At 39.9% G+C, this 19261-nt stretch carries 17 protein-coding genes; all 17 read right to left on the reverse strand.

The window, feature by feature from the left end; translation table 11 throughout:
• Positions 1-48: 48 nt before the first annotated feature.
• The 17 genes from ribF to pyrH all read right to left on the reverse strand — a co-directional run bounded on the left by ribF (position 49) and on the right by pyrH (position 19087).
• On the reverse strand, positions 49-987 hold the full coding sequence (gene ribF, locus IHV11_RS09015; RefSeq protein ID WP_197127756.1) for a riboflavin biosynthesis protein RibF: 939 nt from the start codon (positions 985-987) through the stop codon (positions 49-51).
• 25 nt (positions 988-1012) lie between these two features.
• On the reverse strand, positions 1013-1924 hold the full coding sequence (gene truB / locus IHV11_RS09020) for a tRNA pseudouridine(55) synthase TruB (protein WP_197194411.1): 912 nt from the start codon (positions 1922-1924) through the stop codon (positions 1013-1015).
• An 82-nt stretch (positions 1925-2006) separates the two neighbouring features.
• Positions 2007-2390: a 30S ribosome-binding factor RbfA gene (gene rbfA, locus IHV11_RS09025; RefSeq protein ID WP_066393771.1), complete on the reverse strand. Its 384-nt coding sequence runs from the start codon at positions 2388-2390 to the stop codon at positions 2007-2009.
• 31 nt (positions 2391-2421) lie between these two features.
• On the reverse strand, positions 2422-2700 hold the full coding sequence (locus IHV11_RS09030) for a DUF503 domain-containing protein (RefSeq protein WP_197194412.1): 279 nt from the start codon (positions 2698-2700) through the stop codon (positions 2422-2424).
• Complete coding sequence (gene infB / locus IHV11_RS09035) at positions 2697-5021, reverse strand: translation initiation factor IF-2 (protein WP_197194413.1); 2325 nt, start codon at positions 5019-5021, stop codon at positions 2697-2699. Before infB ends, IHV11_RS09030 begins: the two co-directional genes overlap by 4 nt.
• A 15-nt stretch (positions 5022-5036) precedes the next feature.
• A complete protein-coding gene (locus IHV11_RS09040) occupies positions 5037-5342 on the reverse strand; it encodes a YlxQ family RNA-binding protein (RefSeq protein ID WP_197127752.1) in 306 nt (101 codons plus the stop codon).
• Positions 5339-5605 (reverse strand): RNase P modulator RnpM, encoded by a 267-nt coding sequence (gene rnpM, locus IHV11_RS09045; protein WP_197127751.1) that lies wholly within the window; start codon positions 5603-5605, stop codon positions 5339-5341. Before rnpM ends, IHV11_RS09040 begins: the two co-directional genes overlap by 4 nt.
• A 20-nt stretch (positions 5606-5625) precedes the next feature.
• The gene (nusA, locus tag IHV11_RS09050) at positions 5626-6729 is read right to left on the reverse strand and encodes a transcription termination factor NusA (RefSeq protein ID WP_066393741.1); all 1104 of its coding nucleotides are present in this window, start codon (positions 6727-6729) and stop codon (positions 5626-5628) included.
• 19 nt (positions 6730-6748) lie between these two features.
• Complete coding sequence (gene rimP, locus IHV11_RS09055) at positions 6749-7219, reverse strand: ribosome maturation factor RimP (protein WP_197127750.1); 471 nt, start codon at positions 7217-7219, stop codon at positions 6749-6751.
• 156 nt (positions 7220-7375) lie between these two features.
• Positions 7376-11677, reverse strand: coding sequence for a PolC-type DNA polymerase III (locus IHV11_RS09060; protein ID WP_197194414.1), 4302 nt, complete (start codon positions 11675-11677; stop codon positions 7376-7378).
• A gap of 218 nt (positions 11678-11895) precedes the next feature.
• A complete protein-coding gene (locus IHV11_RS09065) occupies positions 11896-13608 on the reverse strand; it encodes a proline--tRNA ligase (protein WP_197194415.1) in 1713 nt (570 codons plus the stop codon).
• A 27-nt stretch (positions 13609-13635) separates the two neighbouring features.
• Positions 13636-14898, reverse strand: a complete 1263-nt coding sequence (gene rseP, locus IHV11_RS09070) for an RIP metalloprotease RseP (protein WP_197194416.1) — start codon at positions 14896-14898, stop codon at positions 13636-13638.
• A gap of 5 nt (positions 14899-14903) precedes the next feature.
• A complete protein-coding gene (dxr, locus tag IHV11_RS09075) occupies positions 14904-16061 on the reverse strand; it encodes a 1-deoxy-D-xylulose-5-phosphate reductoisomerase (protein ID WP_197194417.1) in 1158 nt (385 codons plus the stop codon).
• Positions 16062-16077: 16 nt separating this feature from the next.
• Positions 16078-16866 carry a phosphatidate cytidylyltransferase gene (locus IHV11_RS09080; protein ID WP_197194418.1) on the reverse strand — a complete coding sequence of 263 codons (789 nt, stop codon included), beginning with the start codon at positions 16864-16866 and terminating at the stop codon, positions 16078-16080.
• Positions 16867-16879: 13 nt separating this feature from the next.
• Entirely contained in the window at positions 16880-17635 is a 756-nt protein-coding gene (locus IHV11_RS09085) for an isoprenyl transferase (protein WP_197194419.1), read from the reverse strand.
• A gap of 169 nt (positions 17636-17804) precedes the next feature.
• Positions 17805-18362 carry a ribosome recycling factor gene (gene frr / locus IHV11_RS09090; protein ID WP_197194420.1) on the reverse strand — a complete coding sequence of 186 codons (558 nt, stop codon included), beginning with the start codon at positions 18360-18362 and terminating at the stop codon, positions 17805-17807.
• Positions 18362-19087 carry a UMP kinase gene (gene pyrH / locus IHV11_RS09095; RefSeq protein WP_066393724.1) on the reverse strand — a complete coding sequence of 242 codons (726 nt, stop codon included), beginning with the start codon at positions 19085-19087 and terminating at the stop codon, positions 18362-18364. The genes frr and pyrH overlap by 1 nt, the downstream gene beginning before the upstream one ends.
• Positions 19088-19261 lie beyond the last annotated feature (174 nt).

The raw sequence follows: 19261 nt of genomic DNA on the forward strand, positions 1-19261 counted from the left end.
GTACAGTTATTATCATAGACTTTTTATAGAATAAATGCAAGTTTTTTATTACAGGGACTGTATGATTTCAAATGTTCTGCTTTTATCAGCATGAAGCTGGGCAATAAGTTCGTCTATTCCGCTAAATTTCTTCTCATCACGAATTCTCTTCAACCAAGTGATTCGAACATCTTCCCCATATATCTCTTTGTTGAAATCGAAGATATGAACTTCGAGAGATGGTTTTTTTTGATCATCTTTAAATGTAGGTTTGTACCCTACGTTCGCCATCGCGAAATAACTCTTATTATCGATGATAACTTCTACTGCGTAAACTCCTACTTTTGGCAATGAATATTGATCGGTGTCTAGGTTCGCTGTTGGAAATCCTATCGTCCGACCACGTTTATCGCCATGTATCACTGTGCCGGTGAGTGTATACCTTCTACCAAGGTAAGGCTGAAGCTCATCGACTAGACCTTCTTTAAGATGGTTTCGAATCAATGTGGAGCTTATTTTTTGACCATCTTTTTCGATCTTTTCAATAACAGTCTGCCCAAATTGACCGTTAGATTCTTTCACTAAAGTTTCAACATTACCTTTTCCATACTTTCCATATGAAAAATCAAAACCGGTAACAACATGGACCACATTCAAACCAATCACATACTGATCAACAAACTCCTGCGTATCTAGACCCGCAAAAACATGATCAAATTTCACAAGATAAAATCTTTCTACACCCATCTCCTCTAGAATCTTCTTTTTTTCTTCAAGAGGTGTGATGTATGTCCAATTATGATCACTCTTGCCTAACACGACAGACGGGTGCGGGTGAAAGCTCATAACAGCAGGAACAGCGTTGTTCTTCTTAGCAAGTTCTACTGCGGTGTTGATCACACGTTGGTGTCCTACATGAATTCCGTCAAAATAACCTAGAGCCAAAAAAGTTGGTGGAAGGTCATCTTGTTGAAAATGATGCGGATGACTTATAACAATCGTTTCCAAAAAACTCACCTACTAACTTCTTTCATTAATCAATGGCTAACACTTTAACCGGTTTTATTAAACCTGGTTTTGAAGGATGAAGCTCATATAAGGCTAGACATTTTCCTTCTTCATTATAAACACCAAACGGGCTTTGTACCAAATCTTTTGGTGCTTCAAGCACAGAACCATTTTTTATCTTGAACAACAGCTCTTCTGAAACTGTCCATTTAGGAAAGTGAGAGATTCCTTTTTCAAGTGGAAACAAGTAATCTTCTAATGGCGTCTCTCCGCTTTCAAGCTGCTCAAATGTTACGCAGTCTTCAATAGAAAAAGGTCCTGATGCTGTTCTGATCAAAGATGACATGTGTGCAGGATATCCAAGTCTCTCACCGATCTCAACAGCAAGCGTCCTCACGTATGTACCTTTAGAACATCGTACTCTAAATGAAAATACAGGTTGATCTTTACTTAAAACGTCACCATCGTCAATTAATTCGAGTTCATGGATGGTCACATTTCGTTTCGGGCGTTCAACAGTGAGTCCTTGTCTCGCATATTCATAAAGTTTCTTTCCGTTTACTTTAACCGCTGAATACATCGGAGGAACCTGTTCAATCTCTCCTTGTAAAGCCTTTAAAATGTCTTTTATATCAGAAAATGAGATATCTTTTTCTACTTGCTTCTCTAGTACTTTTTCACCGTGAGCATCTTCTGTTTCTGTAGAGTATCCTAAAGTGACTTCACCTATATATTCCTTGCCATAGTCTGACATGTACTCTGCGACCTTCGTCGCTCTCCCTATACATATAGGAAGAACTCCTGTCACCTCAGGATCTAATGTACCTGTGTGACCCACTTTTTTCGTTGAAAAGATTCTTCGTATCTTTGCCACGCAATCATGTGATGTCATACCAGCAGGTTTTTTCAATGCCAAAATTCCTTGTCTTGCACTCATAAAAGCTTCTCCTTTGATCACATTATCTCTTTTTAATAAGCAAAAAATGGATAGACAAAATTAATTGCCTATCCATTTGCTATTATGGCTTCGGATGCTCTTCATTTTCTTCGTCTTCTTCATCCTCACGTTTGATATCAGACAAAAGACTTTCGATCTTGCTTCCATAATTTAGAGATTCATCAAATTTAAAAAAGATGTCTGGTGTTTTACGCATGCGGATGCGTTTTCCGATTTCTGTACGAATAAAACCTGTTGCTTTCGCTAAGCTTCGTAATGTTTGTTCCTTTTGATCGGCATCACCAAACACAGAAACATAAACAGTAGCCTGCTGTAAATCACCTGTTACATCTACCGCCGTAACGGTCACAAAACCTACGCGGGGGTCTTTGATTTTTCGGCCTATAATGTCACTAAGCTCTTTTTTCATCTGTTCCCCAATACGATTGGAACGGATTGTGCCCATTTTTACTACACCCCGTTTCTTGCCACTTGCGTTACAGCCACTCGATGTTTGAACGTGTAACTTCCAACTCAGAAATAGATGTAATAATCGCAAGTGCTCTTTGCAATTCTTTTTCTGCTATTATTTTGTCCGAAGAAACGGTAACCATACTTATCTCTGCCCGCTGCCACAAATCTTGATGATCTGTTTCAGATACAGCTATATTTAATCGTTGACGCAGCCTGTTTACCGCTTTTTGAACAACTGAACGTTTATCTTTTAACGACTGTGCTTCATAGATGAAAAACTCAACCGTTAAGAACCCGATCATTTTACTTTAATTTCTTCCATGATATAAGCTTCAATGATGTCGCCCTCTTTAATATCATTGAACTTTTCTAACGTGATTCCACATTCGTATCCAGCAGATACTTCTTTAGCATCGTCTTTAAAACGTTTAAGTGCATCGATCTTACCTTCGTAAGATACTACGCCGTCACGAATCAAGCGAACTGTGGAATCTCTTGTGATCTTACCTTCCGTAACGTAACATCCAGCGATCGTACCCACTTTAGAAACTTTGAAAGTCGTACGAACTTCAACTTGCCCGATAACTTTTTCTTCGAATTCCGGATCAAGCATCCCTTTCATCGCTGATTCGATCTCTTCGATTACGTTGTAGATAATTCTATGCAGACGAACATCGACTTTTTCAGCGTCAGCCGTACGTTTCGCACCATTATCAGGACGAACGTTGAAACCAATCACGATTGCGTTTGAAGCAGAAGCAAGCATGATGTCATACTCGTTGATCGCTCCAACACCAGAGTGGATGATTTTAACTTTTACGCCTTCAACATCGATTTTTTGTAATGAACCTGCAAGTGCCTCAACAGAACCTTGAACATCACCTTTGATGATAACATTAATTTCTTTGATGTCACCTTCTTTAATTTGATTAAAGAGGTCATCAAGGTTTAGTTTAGAAGACTCTTTACGCTGTGCATCCTGCTGTTTTTTGAAGCGAGATTCACCAACTTGACGAGCTTTTTTCTCATCAGCGAAGACCATGAACTGATCTCCGGCTTGTGGAACATCATTCAATCCAGTAATTTCAACAGGTGTTGAAGGTCCTACCGTTTTAACTCTACGTCCAAGATCGTTCACCATCGCACGAACACGACCAAATGTGTGTCCAACTACGATTGGATCTCCAACGTTTAACGTACCTGATTGAACAAGAAGAGTTGCAACAGAACCACGGCCCTTATCAAGCTGTGCTTCAATCACAGTTCCAATTGCTGTACGGTTTGGATTTGCTTTTAATTCTTCAACTTCAGAAACAAGGTTGATCATTTCAAGCAGATCGTCAATTCCGTCACCTTTAATCGCAGAAACGTTTACGAAGATCGTATCTCCACCCCATGCTTCAGAAACAAGTCCGTGCTCAGTTAGTTCTTGCATAACACGATCTGGGTTAGCAGATTCTTTATCCATTTTGTTTACAGCAACGATGATTGGAACTTCTGCTGCTTTTGCGTGGTTGATCGCTTCAACTGTTTGAGGCATAACACCGTCATCAGCAGCTACAACAAGAATCGTGATATCCGTTACTTGAGCTCCACGAGCACGCATCGTTGTAAACGCAGCATGTCCAGGAGTATCTAGGAACGTAATTTGTTTTCCGTTGTTCGTAATTTGATATGCACCGATATGCTGTGTGATACCACCCGCTTCGCCTGCAGTCACCTTCGTGTTACGGATCGCATCAAGAAGCGTTGTTTTACCGTGGTCAACGTGACCCATGATCGTAACGACTGGCGGACGAACTTGAAGATCTTTTTCTTCATCTACGATTTCGTAGTTTTCGAATTCAGTCTCATCAACGATGATTTCTTCTTCTACTTCTACATCGTAGTCAGCTGCGATCAATTCAATCGCTTCTTTATCAAGCTCTTGATTGATCGTTGCCATGATTCCAAGACCCATTAACTTTTTAATAATCTCAGAAGTATCTTTGTTCAACTTTTTAGCAAGTTCACCAACTTGTAGTGAATCAGTAAACGTAATCTTACTTGGCGTTTCTAGTACTTTCTTTTGAGGAGCTTGTTGTTGCTGGTTTCCGCCGCCTCTGTTTTGCTTGTTGCGATTGTTGTTGTTCTTGTTGTTGTTGTTGTTTCTATTGTTGTTTTGGTTTCTGTTGTTGTTATTCTTGTTGTTTGAATTGCTGTTACTGCTCTTGTTTTGGTTGCTGTTAGTGCTTTTGTTCTGATTGCTGTTGCTAGTTTTGTTTTGATTGTTTTGGCTGTTAGTATTAGTGGACTTTGGTCCTTTAGCTTGTGACGAGTTATTGTTCTCTTTTTTTATTTTCATATTACTCTCTTTTTGAACTTCCTTTTTATTAGATTTGGTGTCATTACCAGGGTTGCTATTTTTCACATCTGATTTAGGGAGTTGATTTTGATTTGTTGATTTTGGTTGATCTTTGTTAGACTTTGGACGATATGCTTCATCCAATTTTTTAAGAGCTGCCTGATCAATCATAGACATATGATTCGCAACGTGGACATCCATCGTTTTAAGCTTTTCAATAATGTCTTTACTTTGAACATTTTTCTGTTTCGCATATTCATATACGCGGATTTTACTCATATGTTCACCCCCGAGTTAGTGATCAAGAAGTTCCTTTAATTTCTTAGAAAATCCTTGATCATTTACAGCAACTACAACTCGTTGCTCCTTACCGATTGCCCTGCCTAAAATATTGCGATCTTCTATCCAAGCAAGATCTATTTTGTAGTAAAGGCACTTATCGGTAACTTTTTTCTTTGTATTATCAGAAGCATCTTTTGATAGCAGAACAATTTTGGCGTTTTGCTTTTGGATGCTTTTCACAACTAGTTCTTCGCCGGAAATGACTTTACCGGCTCGAGCTGCTATTCCAAGAAAGTTTGCCCAAGGAGTTGGTTTCAAGATGTATGACTTCCTTTTTCTAGCTGTTCAAATAGATCAGCTGGAATCTTTGTTTTGAGATGTGACTCAAGAACCTTTTTCTTTTTTGCTTGTTCAATACAAGCTGGTTCATGACAAAGGTAGGCTCCTCTTCCGGATTTTTTCCCCGTCGTGTCGACCGAGACTTCTCCTTCTGGTGAGCGGACAATACGTGTTAATTCTTTTTTAGCCTTCATCTCTTGACAGGCTACGCATTTTCTCATCGGAATTTTACGTGTTTTCATTGTCTCCACCTCGTCTTTTCTTACTCTTCATCCTCATCAGTATCTTCAAAAAAATCACTGCGAGCGTTTGATGGATCGTACACACCTGATTCTATTGCTTCTGTTTCACTTTTAATATCAATCTTCCAACCTGTTAACTTTGCAGCTAGACGCGCATTTTGGCCACGTTTACCAATCGCTAACGAAAGTTGATAGTCTGGAACGATAACCGTTGTCATCTTTTCTTCTTCATTCACTTGTACTTCTAGAACTTTAGCTGGGCTAAGTGAATTTGCAACATATACGACTGGATCTTCACTCCATCGAACGATATCGATCTTTTCACCGTTCAATTCGTTTACGATTGTTTGGACTCGTGCACCTTTTTGTCCAACACAAGAACCAACCGGATCTACTTCTGGATCAGCAGCATGAACGGCAATCTTTGAACGGTCACCCGCTTCACGAGCGATCGATTTAATCTCAACCGTACCATCATAGATCTCTGGCACTTCAAGCTCGAATAAGCGTTTTAAAAGACCTGGGTGAGTTCTTGATACTAGTATTTGAGGACCTTTTGTCGTCTTTTCTACTTTAGTAATGTACACTTTGATGCGGTCGTTCGTGGTATGAGATTCACCAGGCATCTGTTCAGCAGCAGGAAGAAGAGCTTCCACTCTGCCTAGGCTGACATACATATAACGGTGGTCTTGTCGTTGAACGATTCCCGTGATGATATCTTCTTCACGATCAATAAATTCTGAGAAGATGATCCCGCGCTCTGCTTCACGTACGCGCTGTGTAACTACTTGTTTAGCTGTTTGAGCAGCAATACGACCAAAATCTTTTGGTGTAACTTCTTCTTCTACGATATCTTCTAATTCATAGCCAGGGTTGATCGCTTGAGCTTCTGCCACTGAGATCTCTTGACGATCGTCCTCAACTTCTTCAACCACATTTTTTCTTGAAAAAACACGGATACTTCCTGTGTCTCTGTTAAAATCAACACGAACATTTTGCGCTTGATGAAAATTGCGCTTGTACGCAGAAATAAGGGCTGCTTCAATTGCTTCAATAATTACTTCTTTACTAATCCCTTTTTCCTTTTCTAACAATGTAAGTGCATCCAAAAGCTCGGTACTCATTTTTCTTCTCCCCTCTTCATTAAAAAACAACCGCAAGACGGGCATTGGCCACTTTAGCATAAGGTAACTCTACCTTTTTCACTTGCGTTTTCACTCTAATCTCCATGAACAGCGTTTCACCGTCAAAGTCTTTTAAAAGTCCTTCATATACTTTTTCGCCGTTTAATGGCTCATAAAGTTTAATGTTTACATTTTTGCCGATAGCATTTTTTACATCTTCAGGCTTCTTTAGCGGTCTTTCAACACCTGGAGAAGATACTTCTAAAAAGTAGGGCTGTTCGATCGGATCAAGTTCATCTAATTTTTCACTTAATTGTTCACTGACAGTCCCGCATTCCTCAATATCAATCCCATCCGTGGAATCGATATATACACGGAGAAACCAGTTTTTACCCTCTTTAACAAATTCAACGTCAACAAGTTCAAGTCCTAGTTTTTCAACGATTGGGGTTACAAGCTCTGTTGTGAGCTCTGTAATCTTCTGACTCATTGCTGCCCTCCTTCTTACTGAATGACCTCAAAACGTAACGAAAGAGTGGGGAGCCCCACTCTTTCGCCGACAGTTATTCATTCAACAGTATTTCCAAAAATACTATACCATAACCAATAAAATACTGCAACTTATCTAGCCTTCAGAAAGCCCTTGTTAAAAGAGCGAAAGCTGGTTTGCATCAGGCATTCCTTCTAAACATCCTTGGTCATCTAAGTACTCAATAATGGTCTTAGATAACTTCGCACGCTGCTGAAGATCTTCCTTAGAAAGAAATTCACCTTGTTCTCTTGCTTTTACAATGTTTAATGCTGCATTTGTACCTAAGCCTGCGATTGAATTGAAGGGTGGTATTAATGTATCCCCTTCTACTAGGAAGTCTGTTGCGCTCGATCGATACAGATCGATCTTCTGGAATGATAGCCCTCTTTCACACATCTCAAGTGCGAGTTCTAGAACCGTTTGCAAGTTCTTCTCTTTTGTAGAAGCATCAAGACCTTTAGCTGAGATCTCTTCAATCTTTGTTCGTAATGCTTTAGATCCTCTGATCATAGACTCCACATCAAAATCATCCGCTCTTACGGTGAAATATGCCGCATAGAACCAAATTGGATAGCGAACTTTAAAATATGCGATACGAACGGCCATCAACACGTATGCTGCTGCATGGGCTTTAGGGAACATGTACTTGATCTTCAAGCATGAACCAATATACCAATCAGGTACATCGTTCTTCTTCATCTCTTCGATCCACTCATCCGGCAGACCTTTTCCTTTACGTACACTTTCCATGATCTTAAATGCAAGTGATGGCTCAAGGCCTTTATAGATCAGATAGACCATTATATCATCACGACATCCGATAACGTCTTTTAGCACACAAGTGCCGTTAGCGATCAGTTCGTTGGCATTGTTCAGCCATACGTCAGTACCATGAGAGAGTCCTGAAATCTGTACAAGTTCAGAAAAAGTACTTGGTTTTGTTTCTTCAAGCATCTGTCTTACGAACTTTGTTCCAAACTCCGGAATTCCTAAAGTACCTGTTTTACACATGATCTGTTCTTCTGACACGCCTAATACTTCTGGGCCTGAGAAGATTTTCATTACTTCTGGATCCGATGCAGGAATGGTCTTCGGATCAATACCGCTTAAATCTTGAAGCATCCGGATAACAGTTGGATCATCGTGCCCTAGTATATCAAGTTTCAATAAGTTATCGTGAATCGAGTGAAAATCAAAATGAGTCGTCTTCCATTCTGAACCACTATCGTCAGCTGGGAACTGAACAGGACAAAAATCATAAATATCCATATAATCTGGAACAACAATGATTCCACCCGGATGCTGACCTGTAGTTCTCTTTACTCCTGTACATCCAGATACGAGGCGATCCACTTCTGCAGATCGAATCGTTAAGTTATTGTCTCCTGCGTACCCTTTTACATAACCGTAAGCCGTTTTTTCAGCTACCGTACCAATCGTACCTGCACGATACACATAATCTTCACCAAACAGTTCTTTCGTGTAATTATGCGCTCTAGGCTGATATTCACCAGAGAAGTTCAAATCGATATCCGGTACTTTATCTCCTTTAAATCCAAGGAACGTTTCAAACGGTATATCTTGTCCATCTTTTATATAAAGCACTTCGCATGTTGGACATTCTTTATCTGGAAGGTCATAACCGGATCCTACGGAACCATCATTAAAGAAATGGGATTCTTTACATTTCGGACAAACATAATGTGGAGGCAGTGGGTTCACTTCAGTAATCTCAGTCATTGTCGCAACAAACGACGAACCGACCGATCCACGCGATCCTACAAGATATCCATCGATCAAGGACTTCTTTACAAGTTTATGTGAGATCAAGTAAATAACCGCAAACCCGTGTCCGATAATACTCTTTAATTCTTTTTCCAGTCTCTTTTCAACTAACTCAGGAAGGTTCTCTCCATAGATACTTTTAGCTCTGTTATAACTCATCGAGCGTACTTCGTCATCTGCGCCCTCGATCTTCGGAGTATATAGATCATCAGGGATAGGTTTGATCTCCTGTATCATGTCAGCGATCTGTCTCGTATTTTCACAAACTACTTTTTGCGCTTTTTCCTCACCTAAAAAAGAGAACAGGTCTAACATCTCATCCGTTGTTCTAAAATGAACATCTGGAAGAGTTTGTCTGTTTAGAGGATTCGCTCCACCTTGAGAAGAGATCAAGATCTTTCGATAGATCGCATCTTCAGGGTTTAAATAATGAACGTTTCCTGTTGCAACAACCGGTTTGTTCAATTTCTCTCCAAGCTGAACGATATTAGAAAGGATCTCTCTTAAGTTCATCTCATCTGCGACTAATTCTCTTTCGATAAGATGATAATAGTTACTTGGCGGCTGAACTTCTAAGTAATCATAAAACTCCGCGATCTTTTCAACTTCTTCGATCGGTTTTTGCATCATACCTTCAAACACTTCACCTTTATCACAAGCTGAACCGACGAGTATACCTTCTCGAAGTTTACTTAATCGTGATCTAGGGATACGTGGTGTTCGATAAAAATAAGATAGGTGTGACTCAGAAACGAGCTTGTATAAGTTCTTTAGACCTTCTTGGGTTGCGGCTAAGAGCGTACAATGAAACGGTCTTGATCGCTGAAATCCACCTTGCCCCATGTTATCGTTCAAACGGTCGTGATAGAAGATTTCTTTTTCAAACGTCTCTTTTAACAGTTTCCATAGCAGATATCCGGTTGCTTCTGCATCATAGATGGCTCGGTGATGCTGAGTAAGTTCGATATCGAACCTTTTACAAAGCGTGTTCAATCTATGATTCTTTAATTGCGGCAGCAGAAATCTTGCCAATTCAAGTGTATCAATAACAGGATTCTTCGCTTCGCCTAATCCTATCTTTCGTAAACCTTCGTTCAAGAACCCCATGTCAAAGCTCGCGTTATGCGCTACTAGGATATCATCACCCATAAAAGCATGAAAATCACGAAGCACTTCTTCAATCTCAGGTGCGTTCTCGACCATATCATCTGTAATTCCAGTTAATTCGATCGTTGTTTGAGATAGAGATTCATGAGGATTCGCGAACCTTTCAAAACGATCAATGATCTCTCCACCACGTATCTTCACAGCTGCGAGTTCAATGATTTTATTATAAACGGCTGATAAACCTGTCGTCTCAACGTCAAAGACAATGTATGTTTCATCCGTTAATTTTCTCGGCGCCTCGTTATATGCGATCGGTACACCATCATCTACAAGATTTGCTTCAAGTCCATACAGGATTTTGATTCCGTTTTTCTTTCCTGCATTATAAGCTTCTGGAAAGGACTGAACACCAGCATGATCAGTTATCGCGATAGCTGGATGGCCCCATTTTTTCGCTTGTCCCACTAAAGAGGAGACAGAGGATATCGCGTCCATCTGACTCATTGGTGTGTGAAGGTGAAGCTCAACACGTTTGTTGTCTTCTTCCGCTAAATCTTTTCTGAATTCAGGTTTGATCTCATTAATATCGTTAGCGATCATGACCAGATCTCTTACAAACGTATCATTTTGTATTCCGCCTCGAACTTTTAACCACATTCCCTTTTGAATACCTTGTAGGATAGGGATATCTTCTTTGTCTCGAGAGAAAATTTTAATGAGTAGAGAATCCGTGTAATCGGTAATTTTAAACGTTAAAAGCGTACGTCCGCTTCTAAGCTCTCTCGTTTCGGAATGAAAGACGTAACCTTGGATCGTTATGCGTCTTTCTTCATCTTGAATCGTTTGAATCGGAACAGGATCATCCTTGATCGAATATCCGATCATAATATCTGTTCTTGCTGCAGGACCTTCAGATCGATTGGCAGCTTTTTCTTTTTCAACTAAAGCTTCCATTACTTTATTCTGATCTTCTTGTTTTCTCTGTTCGATAAACTTTTGAAAATCTTCTTCAGAGTGTTTAATCTCTGTTTTTACCATTACAGAATGGAAACCAAACTGACTGTACATCTCTTTGATAACAGGAGATAGCTTTCTCTGCACCAGTGCTTCTTCCGCATCATTTCTTACGGTCAGACACAAAAAATTTCCTTCGGCAATAGGATCTTGTGTAGAAAGCATGCTTCCTAGACTCGGTGCCGCTGTCTCTACTAACTTTTCTTTGCACAACGGCCAAAAACCAAGAAGTTCTTCTGCTTGAAAACTCTCCTTCGTTTGAATAGAAAAAGACACTGTAGCAATATGTTGAAAAGTTTGGCGAAGGCTGGCACTAAACCAAGCATAGCTGTCCGGCGTTAATGGGCGCAGGAGGCCTATAATAAAATGCCAGCTTCTATTTGCTTTATCTATCGTAAGTTTTTCGATCGTTCCTTCCGAAAAACCGGCTTTCATCTCAAGGGGCATACCTAGTTGTTCTAGAAGAAGCGATAGCCTTTCTTGTCTGATCTGCTGATCATTTCCGCTCATACGAACCTCCTTTTAAAGGGGTTTAATTATGTTTTCACATGACTAACCTACGTATTTTTTTATACGTGTCTTTATTTATTATACTATAGCTATAAATCTTTCAGCCTCGAATATCATCATAAAGATTAGATCCCTATTCGTAAAGTACAAAGAGAAAGGCACCTCTTGTATGAGAGGCACCTCCTCTATTAGTTTTTTAGATTAACACAAACTTCGCATTATTTCTTAAGTTTGTCCCACTCTTTTTTCATAAAATCGCTAAGTTCAGAAACTGGAACTTCGAAAGATTCTCCGCTCTTACGAATCTTTACTTCAACGATTCCTTCTGAAGCACGCTTGCCAACCATAACACGAATTGGCAATCCGATAAGGTCGCTATCTGTAAATTTCACACCAGCACGTTCAGGGCGGTCATCATATAAGCAATCAAAACCATCGTTCTTGATTTGAATATACAATTCATCTGAAAGTGCTGCTTGTTCGGCATTCTTACTGTTGACAGCAATTAAATGAACATCGAACGGGGTTAGTGATAACGGCCAGATTAAACCTTTTTCGTCATTGTTTTCTTCAGCTACTGCAGCTAATGTACGAGAGACACCTATCCCGTAACAACCCATTGACATAATCTGATTCTTGCCATTTTCGTCTAAGTAAGATGCTTTCATTGGCTCACTGTATACTTTACCAAGTTTGAACACATGACCGACTTCAATTCCTTTTGCAAAAACGATTGTTCCTTTACCATCAGGTGACAGATCACCTTCCACAACAAAACGAAGATCAGCTGTTTCATTAAACTCAAAATCTCTATTTGGATTAACATTCGTATAATGGTAGCCTGTTTCATTTGCGCCACAAACTGCGTTAACCATATAAGGGACTGTTTGATCTGCGATGATTTTAACGTCTTTTGACAAGTTGACCGGTCCGATAGATCCGTGTTCCGCGTTCAACCATTTTTTTGTTTCTTCCGCTGAAGCTAATTCTACTTCTTTAGCAGAAAGCACATTCTTAAGCTTGATCTCATTAACCTCATGATCTCCTCGGACTAACACTAATACAGGTTGTTCGTCAGCGATATAAAGCAAAGATTTCATAACTTTTGATGGTGTAACCTTTAATAGCTCTGAAACTTCCTGAATTGTTTTTGCTTGTTTTGTTTCTACTTTCTCAAGCTCCATAAGTGTTTCAGGTGAACGTTCCTCACGTATTACAACAGGAGCCATCTCGATGTTCGCTGCAAAATCTGAATCCGTTGAATACGCGATCAAATCTTCACCGATTTCTGATAAGACCATGAACTCATGATTATCTTTACCACCGATTGCGCCTGAGTCTGCTAAAACCGCTCGGAAGTTTAGTCCGCAGCGGCTAAAGATAGCGGAGTAGGCATCTTTCATCGCTTCATACGTATCATCTAGACTTTCTTGCTTATCATGGAAAGAATAGGCATCTTTCATGATGAACTCTCTTCCACGAAGCAAGCCGAAACGTGGACGCTTTTCGTCTCTGAACTTCGTTTGAATTTGATATAGATTAAGAGGAAGCTTCTTATATGATTTCACTTCATCTCGAACGATACTCGTGATCACTTCTTCATGTGTAGCTCCAAGAGCAAAATCACGCTCGTGTCGGTCCTTTAGTCTCATTAGTTCAGGACCGTAGCTATACCATCGGCCACTTTCTTGCCAAAGTTCAGCAAGCTGCAGTGCTGGCATCATCATCTCTTGTGAACCAGCACGATTCATTTCTTCTCGTACAATATTCTCTACTTTTTGAAGAACCTTTTTCCCCAAAGGTAGAAATGAGTAAATGCCGGCAGCATTCTGACGTATAAAGCCAGCTCTTAATAAGAGCTGGTGACTTTTCACGTCTGCATCTGCAGGAACTTCTCTTAATGTTGGCATAAACAATTGACTTTGTCTCATTATCTCTACTCCTCAAATCATCCCTGATTAACCAAGAAAAATTTTCTGTATATCATTCCATGTTACAACAAGCATCAATAGCATCAAAAAGGCAAATCCGATAAAATGAACCATTCCTTCTTTTTGTGGATCGATCGGTTTTCCTCTCAATGCTTCAACACCTAAGAATAAAAGGCGTCCTCCGTCAAGTGCCGGTAAAGGCAACAAGTTAAAGATTCCTAAGTTTACACTTAGTATAGCTGCCCACTGAAGTAGCATATAAACACCAGCTTTAGCAGCTTGATCTGTATATTCATAGATTCCAAGCGGCCCCGAAAGTTGGTCGATTCCATGCTGACCAGTAATAAGCTGTCCGAGACCCGTAAATATAGCTGTTGTCATAAACCATGTTTGTTTAGCTCCATATTCTAATGAACCAACAAAAGAGGATTCAGTATATGGATGTGCTCCAATAAATCCTTCGTTCTTATCATCAGCACCTTTGCGAGAGCCAAGCGTAACAGGAACCACTCTTTCTTCACCATCACGGTTTATCGTAAACATTAACTTTTCGCCAGGATTTTCTTGGATCACGGAAACTAACTCTTTCCAGTCGTCCATCTTTTCGCCCTGAACCGCAATAATTTTATCCCCTTTTACTAAACCGGCTTTCTCAGCGCCCGCTCCTTCTTGAAGGGTACCAAGTCTTGATTCATTTGTCGGTATACCTTGCATGAGTGAGAATACAACCAAGATCACAAAAGCAAGTAGAAAGTTCATAGCTGGACCAGCAAAGATAGCAAGTGTTCTCTGCATGATCGTCTTTGATCCAAACTGTCGATTATAAGGTGCGATTTGCATCTCTTGGTGATCTGCTACAAATAATGCATCTTCTTTAACTTTGTAAGTCGAAGATCCAGAGTCTTCATTTTCAAAACCTGTTAAATACAATTCGCGTTCTAGATCAGCTTTTTCAATGGTGATCGTCTTTTGAACCGGATACTTATCACGGTGATTTACAACGATCTTCTCCACTTCTTCTGCTTGGTTGAAGATCAAACCAACTCTGTGACCTGCCTTAAGTTCAATACCTTCTGGATCTTCTCCAGCCATGCGCACGAACCCTCCAAGTGGTAAAAGACGGATCGTATAGACCGTTTCCCCTTTCTTGAAGGCAAACACTTTTGGGCCGAATCCAATTGCAAACTCACGACACAAGATGCCTGCACGTTTTGCTAGCAATAGATGTCCGAGTTCATGAAAGAAAATTAAAGCACCTAAAATGATGATAATGGCTATCACAGTGTTCATTCCCATTACCTGCCTTTACTAAGTAGTGACTCCACATATTGACGAGTCCTATTATCTGTTTCTTGTATTGTCTCAAGGTCTGGCGTACTGACATTAGACAACTCTTGCATAGCACGTTCAATCATCTCTTCAATCTCAAGAAACGAGATATGACCATTCAAGAATAGCTCAACCGCTTTTTCGTTCGCAGCATTTAAAACCGTCGGCATCAAGCCTCCAGCCTTACCTGCTTGAAAAGCAAGTTTTAAACATCTGAACCGGTCGTAATCCATTTCTTGAAAATGTAACTTCCCAACTTCCCATAAGTTTAACCTTTTCCCGTTTATTAATTCAAGCCGATCGGGATATGTAAGAGCGTACTGTATCGGCACTCTCATATCTGGTTGTCCCAAATGAGCGATAATGCTTGTATCAACAAACTCTACCATAGAGTGTATGATACTTTCCTTATGTAAAATGACGTCTATTTTCGAATAATCAAAGGAAAATAACCAGTGAGCTTCAATAACTTCTAACCCTTTATTCATCATTGTTGCGGAATCAATCGTGATTTTTGCACCCATAGACCAGTTTGGATGATTTAAAGCTTCCTGCACTGTAACGTTTTTTAATTCTTCACGAGTTCGGTCTCTAAAACTTCCACCAGAAGCAGTCAATATCAACTTCTCTACACGGTTTGGGTCTTCACCGTTTAAACACTGATAGATCGCTGAATGTTCTGAATCGACCGGAAGAATAGGTACGTTGTGTTTTTTCGCTTTTTCCATAACAAGGTGACCTGCTGTCACAAGTGTTTCTTTATTAGCTAAAGCGATCGTTTTTTTTGCTTCGATTGCTTTTAATGTAGGAAGTAAGCCTACACTACCGATTACTGCGTTCACAACAACCGTTGAATCAGTAGAAACCGCGGCTTCAATCAATCCATCCATCCCTGAGACAACTTTTGTTGATGAACTCACCTTAGACCGAAGTACTTTTGCATCTTCTTCGTTTTGAACGGCACAAATTTCAGGATGGAATTTCTGTATGATTTTTTCAGCAGCCTCAATATTCTTACCTACAGACATCGAACTTAATTTGAACTTTTGTGGATGAGAGGCGATCACATCTAAGGTCTGAATGCCGATCGAACCTGTTGCACCAAGTAAACTAACTGATTTCATACAATACCTCCTAGCGTTATCCTATCAAATGAAGCACGTGAAGCAACGGGAATACAAACAACGCACTGTCTAGTCTATCTAATATCCCACCATGACCAGGAAGTAAAGTACCAGAATCTTTTACATCGTAGATTCGTTTGAATGCCGATTCTGCCAAGTCACCAATCTGACCAAATATGCCTACGACAAGTGAGATAAGTAGAATATTAAATATCGACATATCAACGAAAGAAGTGAAATAGCTGATCACCCCTACAACAATACTAAAGAAGATTCCGCCAACTGCACCTTCTATCGTTTTGTTTGGGGAGATAACCGGCCAAAGTTTTCGCTTTCCAATCGATTTCCCAACAAAATATGCTCCAGAGTCAGTCGCCCAAATCATGAATAGTATCAAGAATAGTAGCTGGACACCGTCCTCTAATATTCTCGTTTCTAGTAAATAGAAAAAGCCAAATCCTACATAAATAGAACTAAATAGTACAAAAGAAATATGATTGTAATCTGTATTGTTCTTTTGTATGACCGTTACGACTAGCAGCAGAAGAACTGCAAGTATAATGGCATCAGTTTTAGTAAAGGGTTCTAATGAACTCATCCAATCTTCTGGCAATGCCACCAAGACTGCTAAAAGATAGCCGATTCCCCCGACGAAACTTCGCTCCATCCCTTTCATACGTAATAATTCAAACATGCCAATCCCAGTTAGCAATAGTATTAATAGTGAGAACGGCCAGCTTCCATAAAGGGTAATCCCTATAAATAAAACGGCTGCGATTACACCTGTTATTATCCGTTGTTTCATAAGTCCTCCTTAATTAAACACCGCCATACCGCCTGCCTCGTCCGGCAAATTGTGATACAGCTTCTCTTAAATGCTCCTCAGAAAAATCTGGCCATAACACTTCAGTAAACCAAAATTCAGAATACGCAAGCTGCCATAGCATAAAGTTACTTAATCGAACTTCACCGCTTGTACGAATCAATAAATCAGGGTCCTTTAGATCATGCGTCATTAAATGCTGCTCGATCATAGAATCATCAATATCTGAAGGCTCTAATCTTCCTTGTTTAACTTCAGAAGCCAATGCTTTTACTGCAGCTGTAATCTCATCACGACTGCCATAATTAAGAGCGAAGTTTAAGATTAACCCTGTATTGTTCTTCGTCTTGTTAATCGCCTCATCTACTGCTTTAACAGTATGAAGGGGCAATAACTCTTTTTTACCCATTATTCGCACTTGTACGTTCTCTTTAATCAAATCTGGAAGAAAAGTATTTAAAAATTCTCCAGGAAGCTTCATTAAAAAGTCGACTTCTTCACGTGGCCGTTTCCAATTTTCAGTTGAAAACGCATAAAGGGTCAGCACTTCAATCCCAATCTTATTCGCTTCTTTAACGATTTTCCGAACTGTTTTCATCCCTTCATGATGTCCGGCAATTCGTGGCATCGCGCGTTTCCTTGCCCACCGACCATTACCATCCATAATAATAGCTACATGTTTAGGGATGTTTTCTTCTTTAAATTTATGATTCTCTGGACTTTTTTTCTTAAAGAAAAGCTTGTCAAGCATGTATAAGCCTCCATCTTCTTAGACTTCATAGAATCAACCTCTTTAAGAGATTTTCTCCTAATGCCTATCGCCACTTATCAATTTAAATCTAGCAAAATGGCGATATTGTCTAATAAAAAAGCCCCCTTTTATAGAGGGCTTTTTATATTTAATTGTACATGGAAAAGCTTTATACTTCCATGATTTCTTTTTCTTTAGCAGAACTTACAGAATCAGCTTCAGCTGTGTATCTATCAGTAAGCTTTTGAACATCATCGTTATAACGGCGAAGTTCATCTTCTGTAATCTCAGCTTCTTTTTCAAGTTTCTTCAAATCATCATTCGCATCGCGGCGAACGTTTCTTAAAGCTACTTTCGCTTCTTCAGCAAACTTCTTAACAAGTTTAACTAATTCTTTTCTACGCTCTTCTGTTAGAGCTGGAATCGCAATACGAATCACTTGCCCATCGTTAGAAGGTGTTAGACCAAGATCAGACTTTAGGATCGCCTTTTCGATATCTGCCATTGCAGATTTGTCGTAAGGCTGAATAACTAAAAGTCTAGCTTCTGGAGTGGTTACACCTGCTAATTGATTGATTGGTGTTTGAGTTCCGTAGTAATCAACTTGTACTCGGTCTAATAGAGAAGGATTTGCTCTACCTGCACGAAGTGTTGAATATTCGCGTCTTAGAGCTCCGATTGCTTTTTGCATCTTTTCTTCTGCTTGAGTTAAAACTTCTTTTGCCATTAGTTTCTCCCCCTTATAACGGTTCCAATTTTTTCTCCGGCAACTGCTCGTTTGATGTTTCCTTCTTCCATGATCGAGAAAACAACTAACGGGATGTCATTGTCCATACATAGTGACGAAGCTGTAGTATCCATTACAGCAAGTCCGTCTTTTAAAAGATCAAGATAAGATAATGTCGTATACTTCACTGCATTCTCATCCAACTTCGGATCTGCAGAATACACGCCATCCACGTTGTTCTTAGCCATCAAGATAACTTCTGCTTCAATTTCTGCTGCTCTTAGTGCTGCTGTCGTATCGGTTGAGAAATACGGGTTACCCGTTCCTGCTGCAAATATGACAACGCGCTTTTTTTCAAGGTGACGAATGGCTTTTCTTCTGATATAAGGTTCTGCAACCTGACGCATTTCTATGGATGTTTGTACTCTTGTTTGAACCCCGATGTTTTCAAGACTGTCTTGAAGAGCTAATGAATTCATAACTGTAGCAAGCATGCCCATATAATCTGCTGAGGCACGGTCCATTCCCATCTCACTACCCGTCTTACCGCGCCATAGGTTTCCGCCGCCTACAACTACAGCAACTTCTACGTCGAGTTCAACGATTTCTTTTACTTGTTCAGCAATTGACTGAACGATTTTTGGATCGATTCCAGAAGTTTGTTCACCTGCTAATGCTTCTCCGCTTAATTTCAAGACGACTCGTTTATATTTTGAAGTAGTCATTTGTCCCTCCATCACCTAAAAAAAATGTATTTACCTGGTTCATTCTGGCTGTTAACTAGTTAATGAAAAGCTCCGTCGCTTTCTAAAAGTGGTTGATTTCCGTTTCAGGTGCTCGCTTTCCAGGGGGCGTGCGGTGAGCTACCTTGGCACTTTGTGCCATTAGGTGTCTCACCT

Source organism: Fictibacillus sp. 26RED30 (assembly GCF_015903845.1).
Classification (GTDB): Bacteria; Bacillota; Bacilli; order Bacillales; family Fictibacillaceae; genus Fictibacillus; species Fictibacillus phosphorivorans.

What these genes read in the sequence shown, in the direction of transcription:
- truB (WP_197194411.1), bottom strand. Translation starts at nt 1,924, where the DNA reads ATGAGTGCAAGACAAGGAATTTTGGCATTGAAAAAACCTGCTGGTATG.
- rbfA (WP_066393771.1), bottom strand. Translation starts at nt 2,390, where the DNA reads ATGGGCACAATCCGTTCCAATCGTATTGGGGAACAGATGAAAAAAGAG.
- IHV11_RS09030 (WP_197194412.1), bottom strand. Translation starts at nt 2,700, where the DNA reads ATGATCGGGTTCTTAACGGTTGAGTTTTTCATCTATGAAGCACAGTCG.
- infB (WP_197194413.1), bottom strand. Translation starts at nt 5,021, where the DNA reads ATGAGTAAAATCCGCGTATATGAATATGCGAAACAGAAAAATGTTCAA.
- rnpM (WP_197127751.1), bottom strand. Translation starts at nt 5,605, where the DNA reads ATGAAAACACGTAAAATTCCGATGAGAAAATGCGTAGCCTGTCAAGAG.
- nusA (WP_066393741.1), bottom strand. Translation starts at nt 6,729, where the DNA reads ATGAGTACCGAGCTTTTGGATGCACTTACATTGTTAGAAAAGGAAAAA.
- rimP (WP_197127750.1), bottom strand. Translation starts at nt 7,219, where the DNA reads ATGAGTCAGAAGATTACAGAGCTCACAACAGAGCTTGTAACCCCAATC.
- IHV11_RS09060 (WP_197194414.1), bottom strand. Translation starts at nt 11,677, where the DNA reads ATGAGCGGAAATGATCAGCAGATCAGACAAGAAAGGCTATCGCTTCTT.
- IHV11_RS09065 (WP_197194415.1), bottom strand. Translation starts at nt 13,608, where the DNA reads ATGAGACAAAGTCAATTGTTTATGCCAACATTAAGAGAAGTTCCTGCA.
- rseP (WP_197194416.1), bottom strand. Translation starts at nt 14,898, where the DNA reads ATGAACACTGTGATAGCCATTATCATCATTTTAGGTGCTTTAATTTTC.
- dxr (WP_197194417.1), bottom strand. Translation starts at nt 16,061, where the DNA reads ATGAAATCAGTTAGTTTACTTGGTGCAACAGGTTCGATCGGCATTCAG.
- IHV11_RS09080 (WP_197194418.1), bottom strand. Translation starts at nt 16,866, where the DNA reads ATGAAACAACGGATAATAACAGGTGTAATCGCAGCCGTTTTATTTATA.
- IHV11_RS09085 (WP_197194419.1), bottom strand. Translation starts at nt 17,635, where the DNA reads ATGCTTGACAAGCTTTTCTTTAAGAAAAAAAGTCCAGAGAATCATAAA.
- frr (WP_197194420.1), bottom strand. Translation starts at nt 18,362, where the DNA reads ATGGCAAAAGAAGTTTTAACTCAAGCAGAAGAAAAGATGCAAAAAGCA.
- pyrH (WP_066393724.1), bottom strand. Translation starts at nt 19,087, where the DNA reads ATGACTACTTCAAAATATAAACGAGTCGTCTTGAAATTAAGCGGAGAA.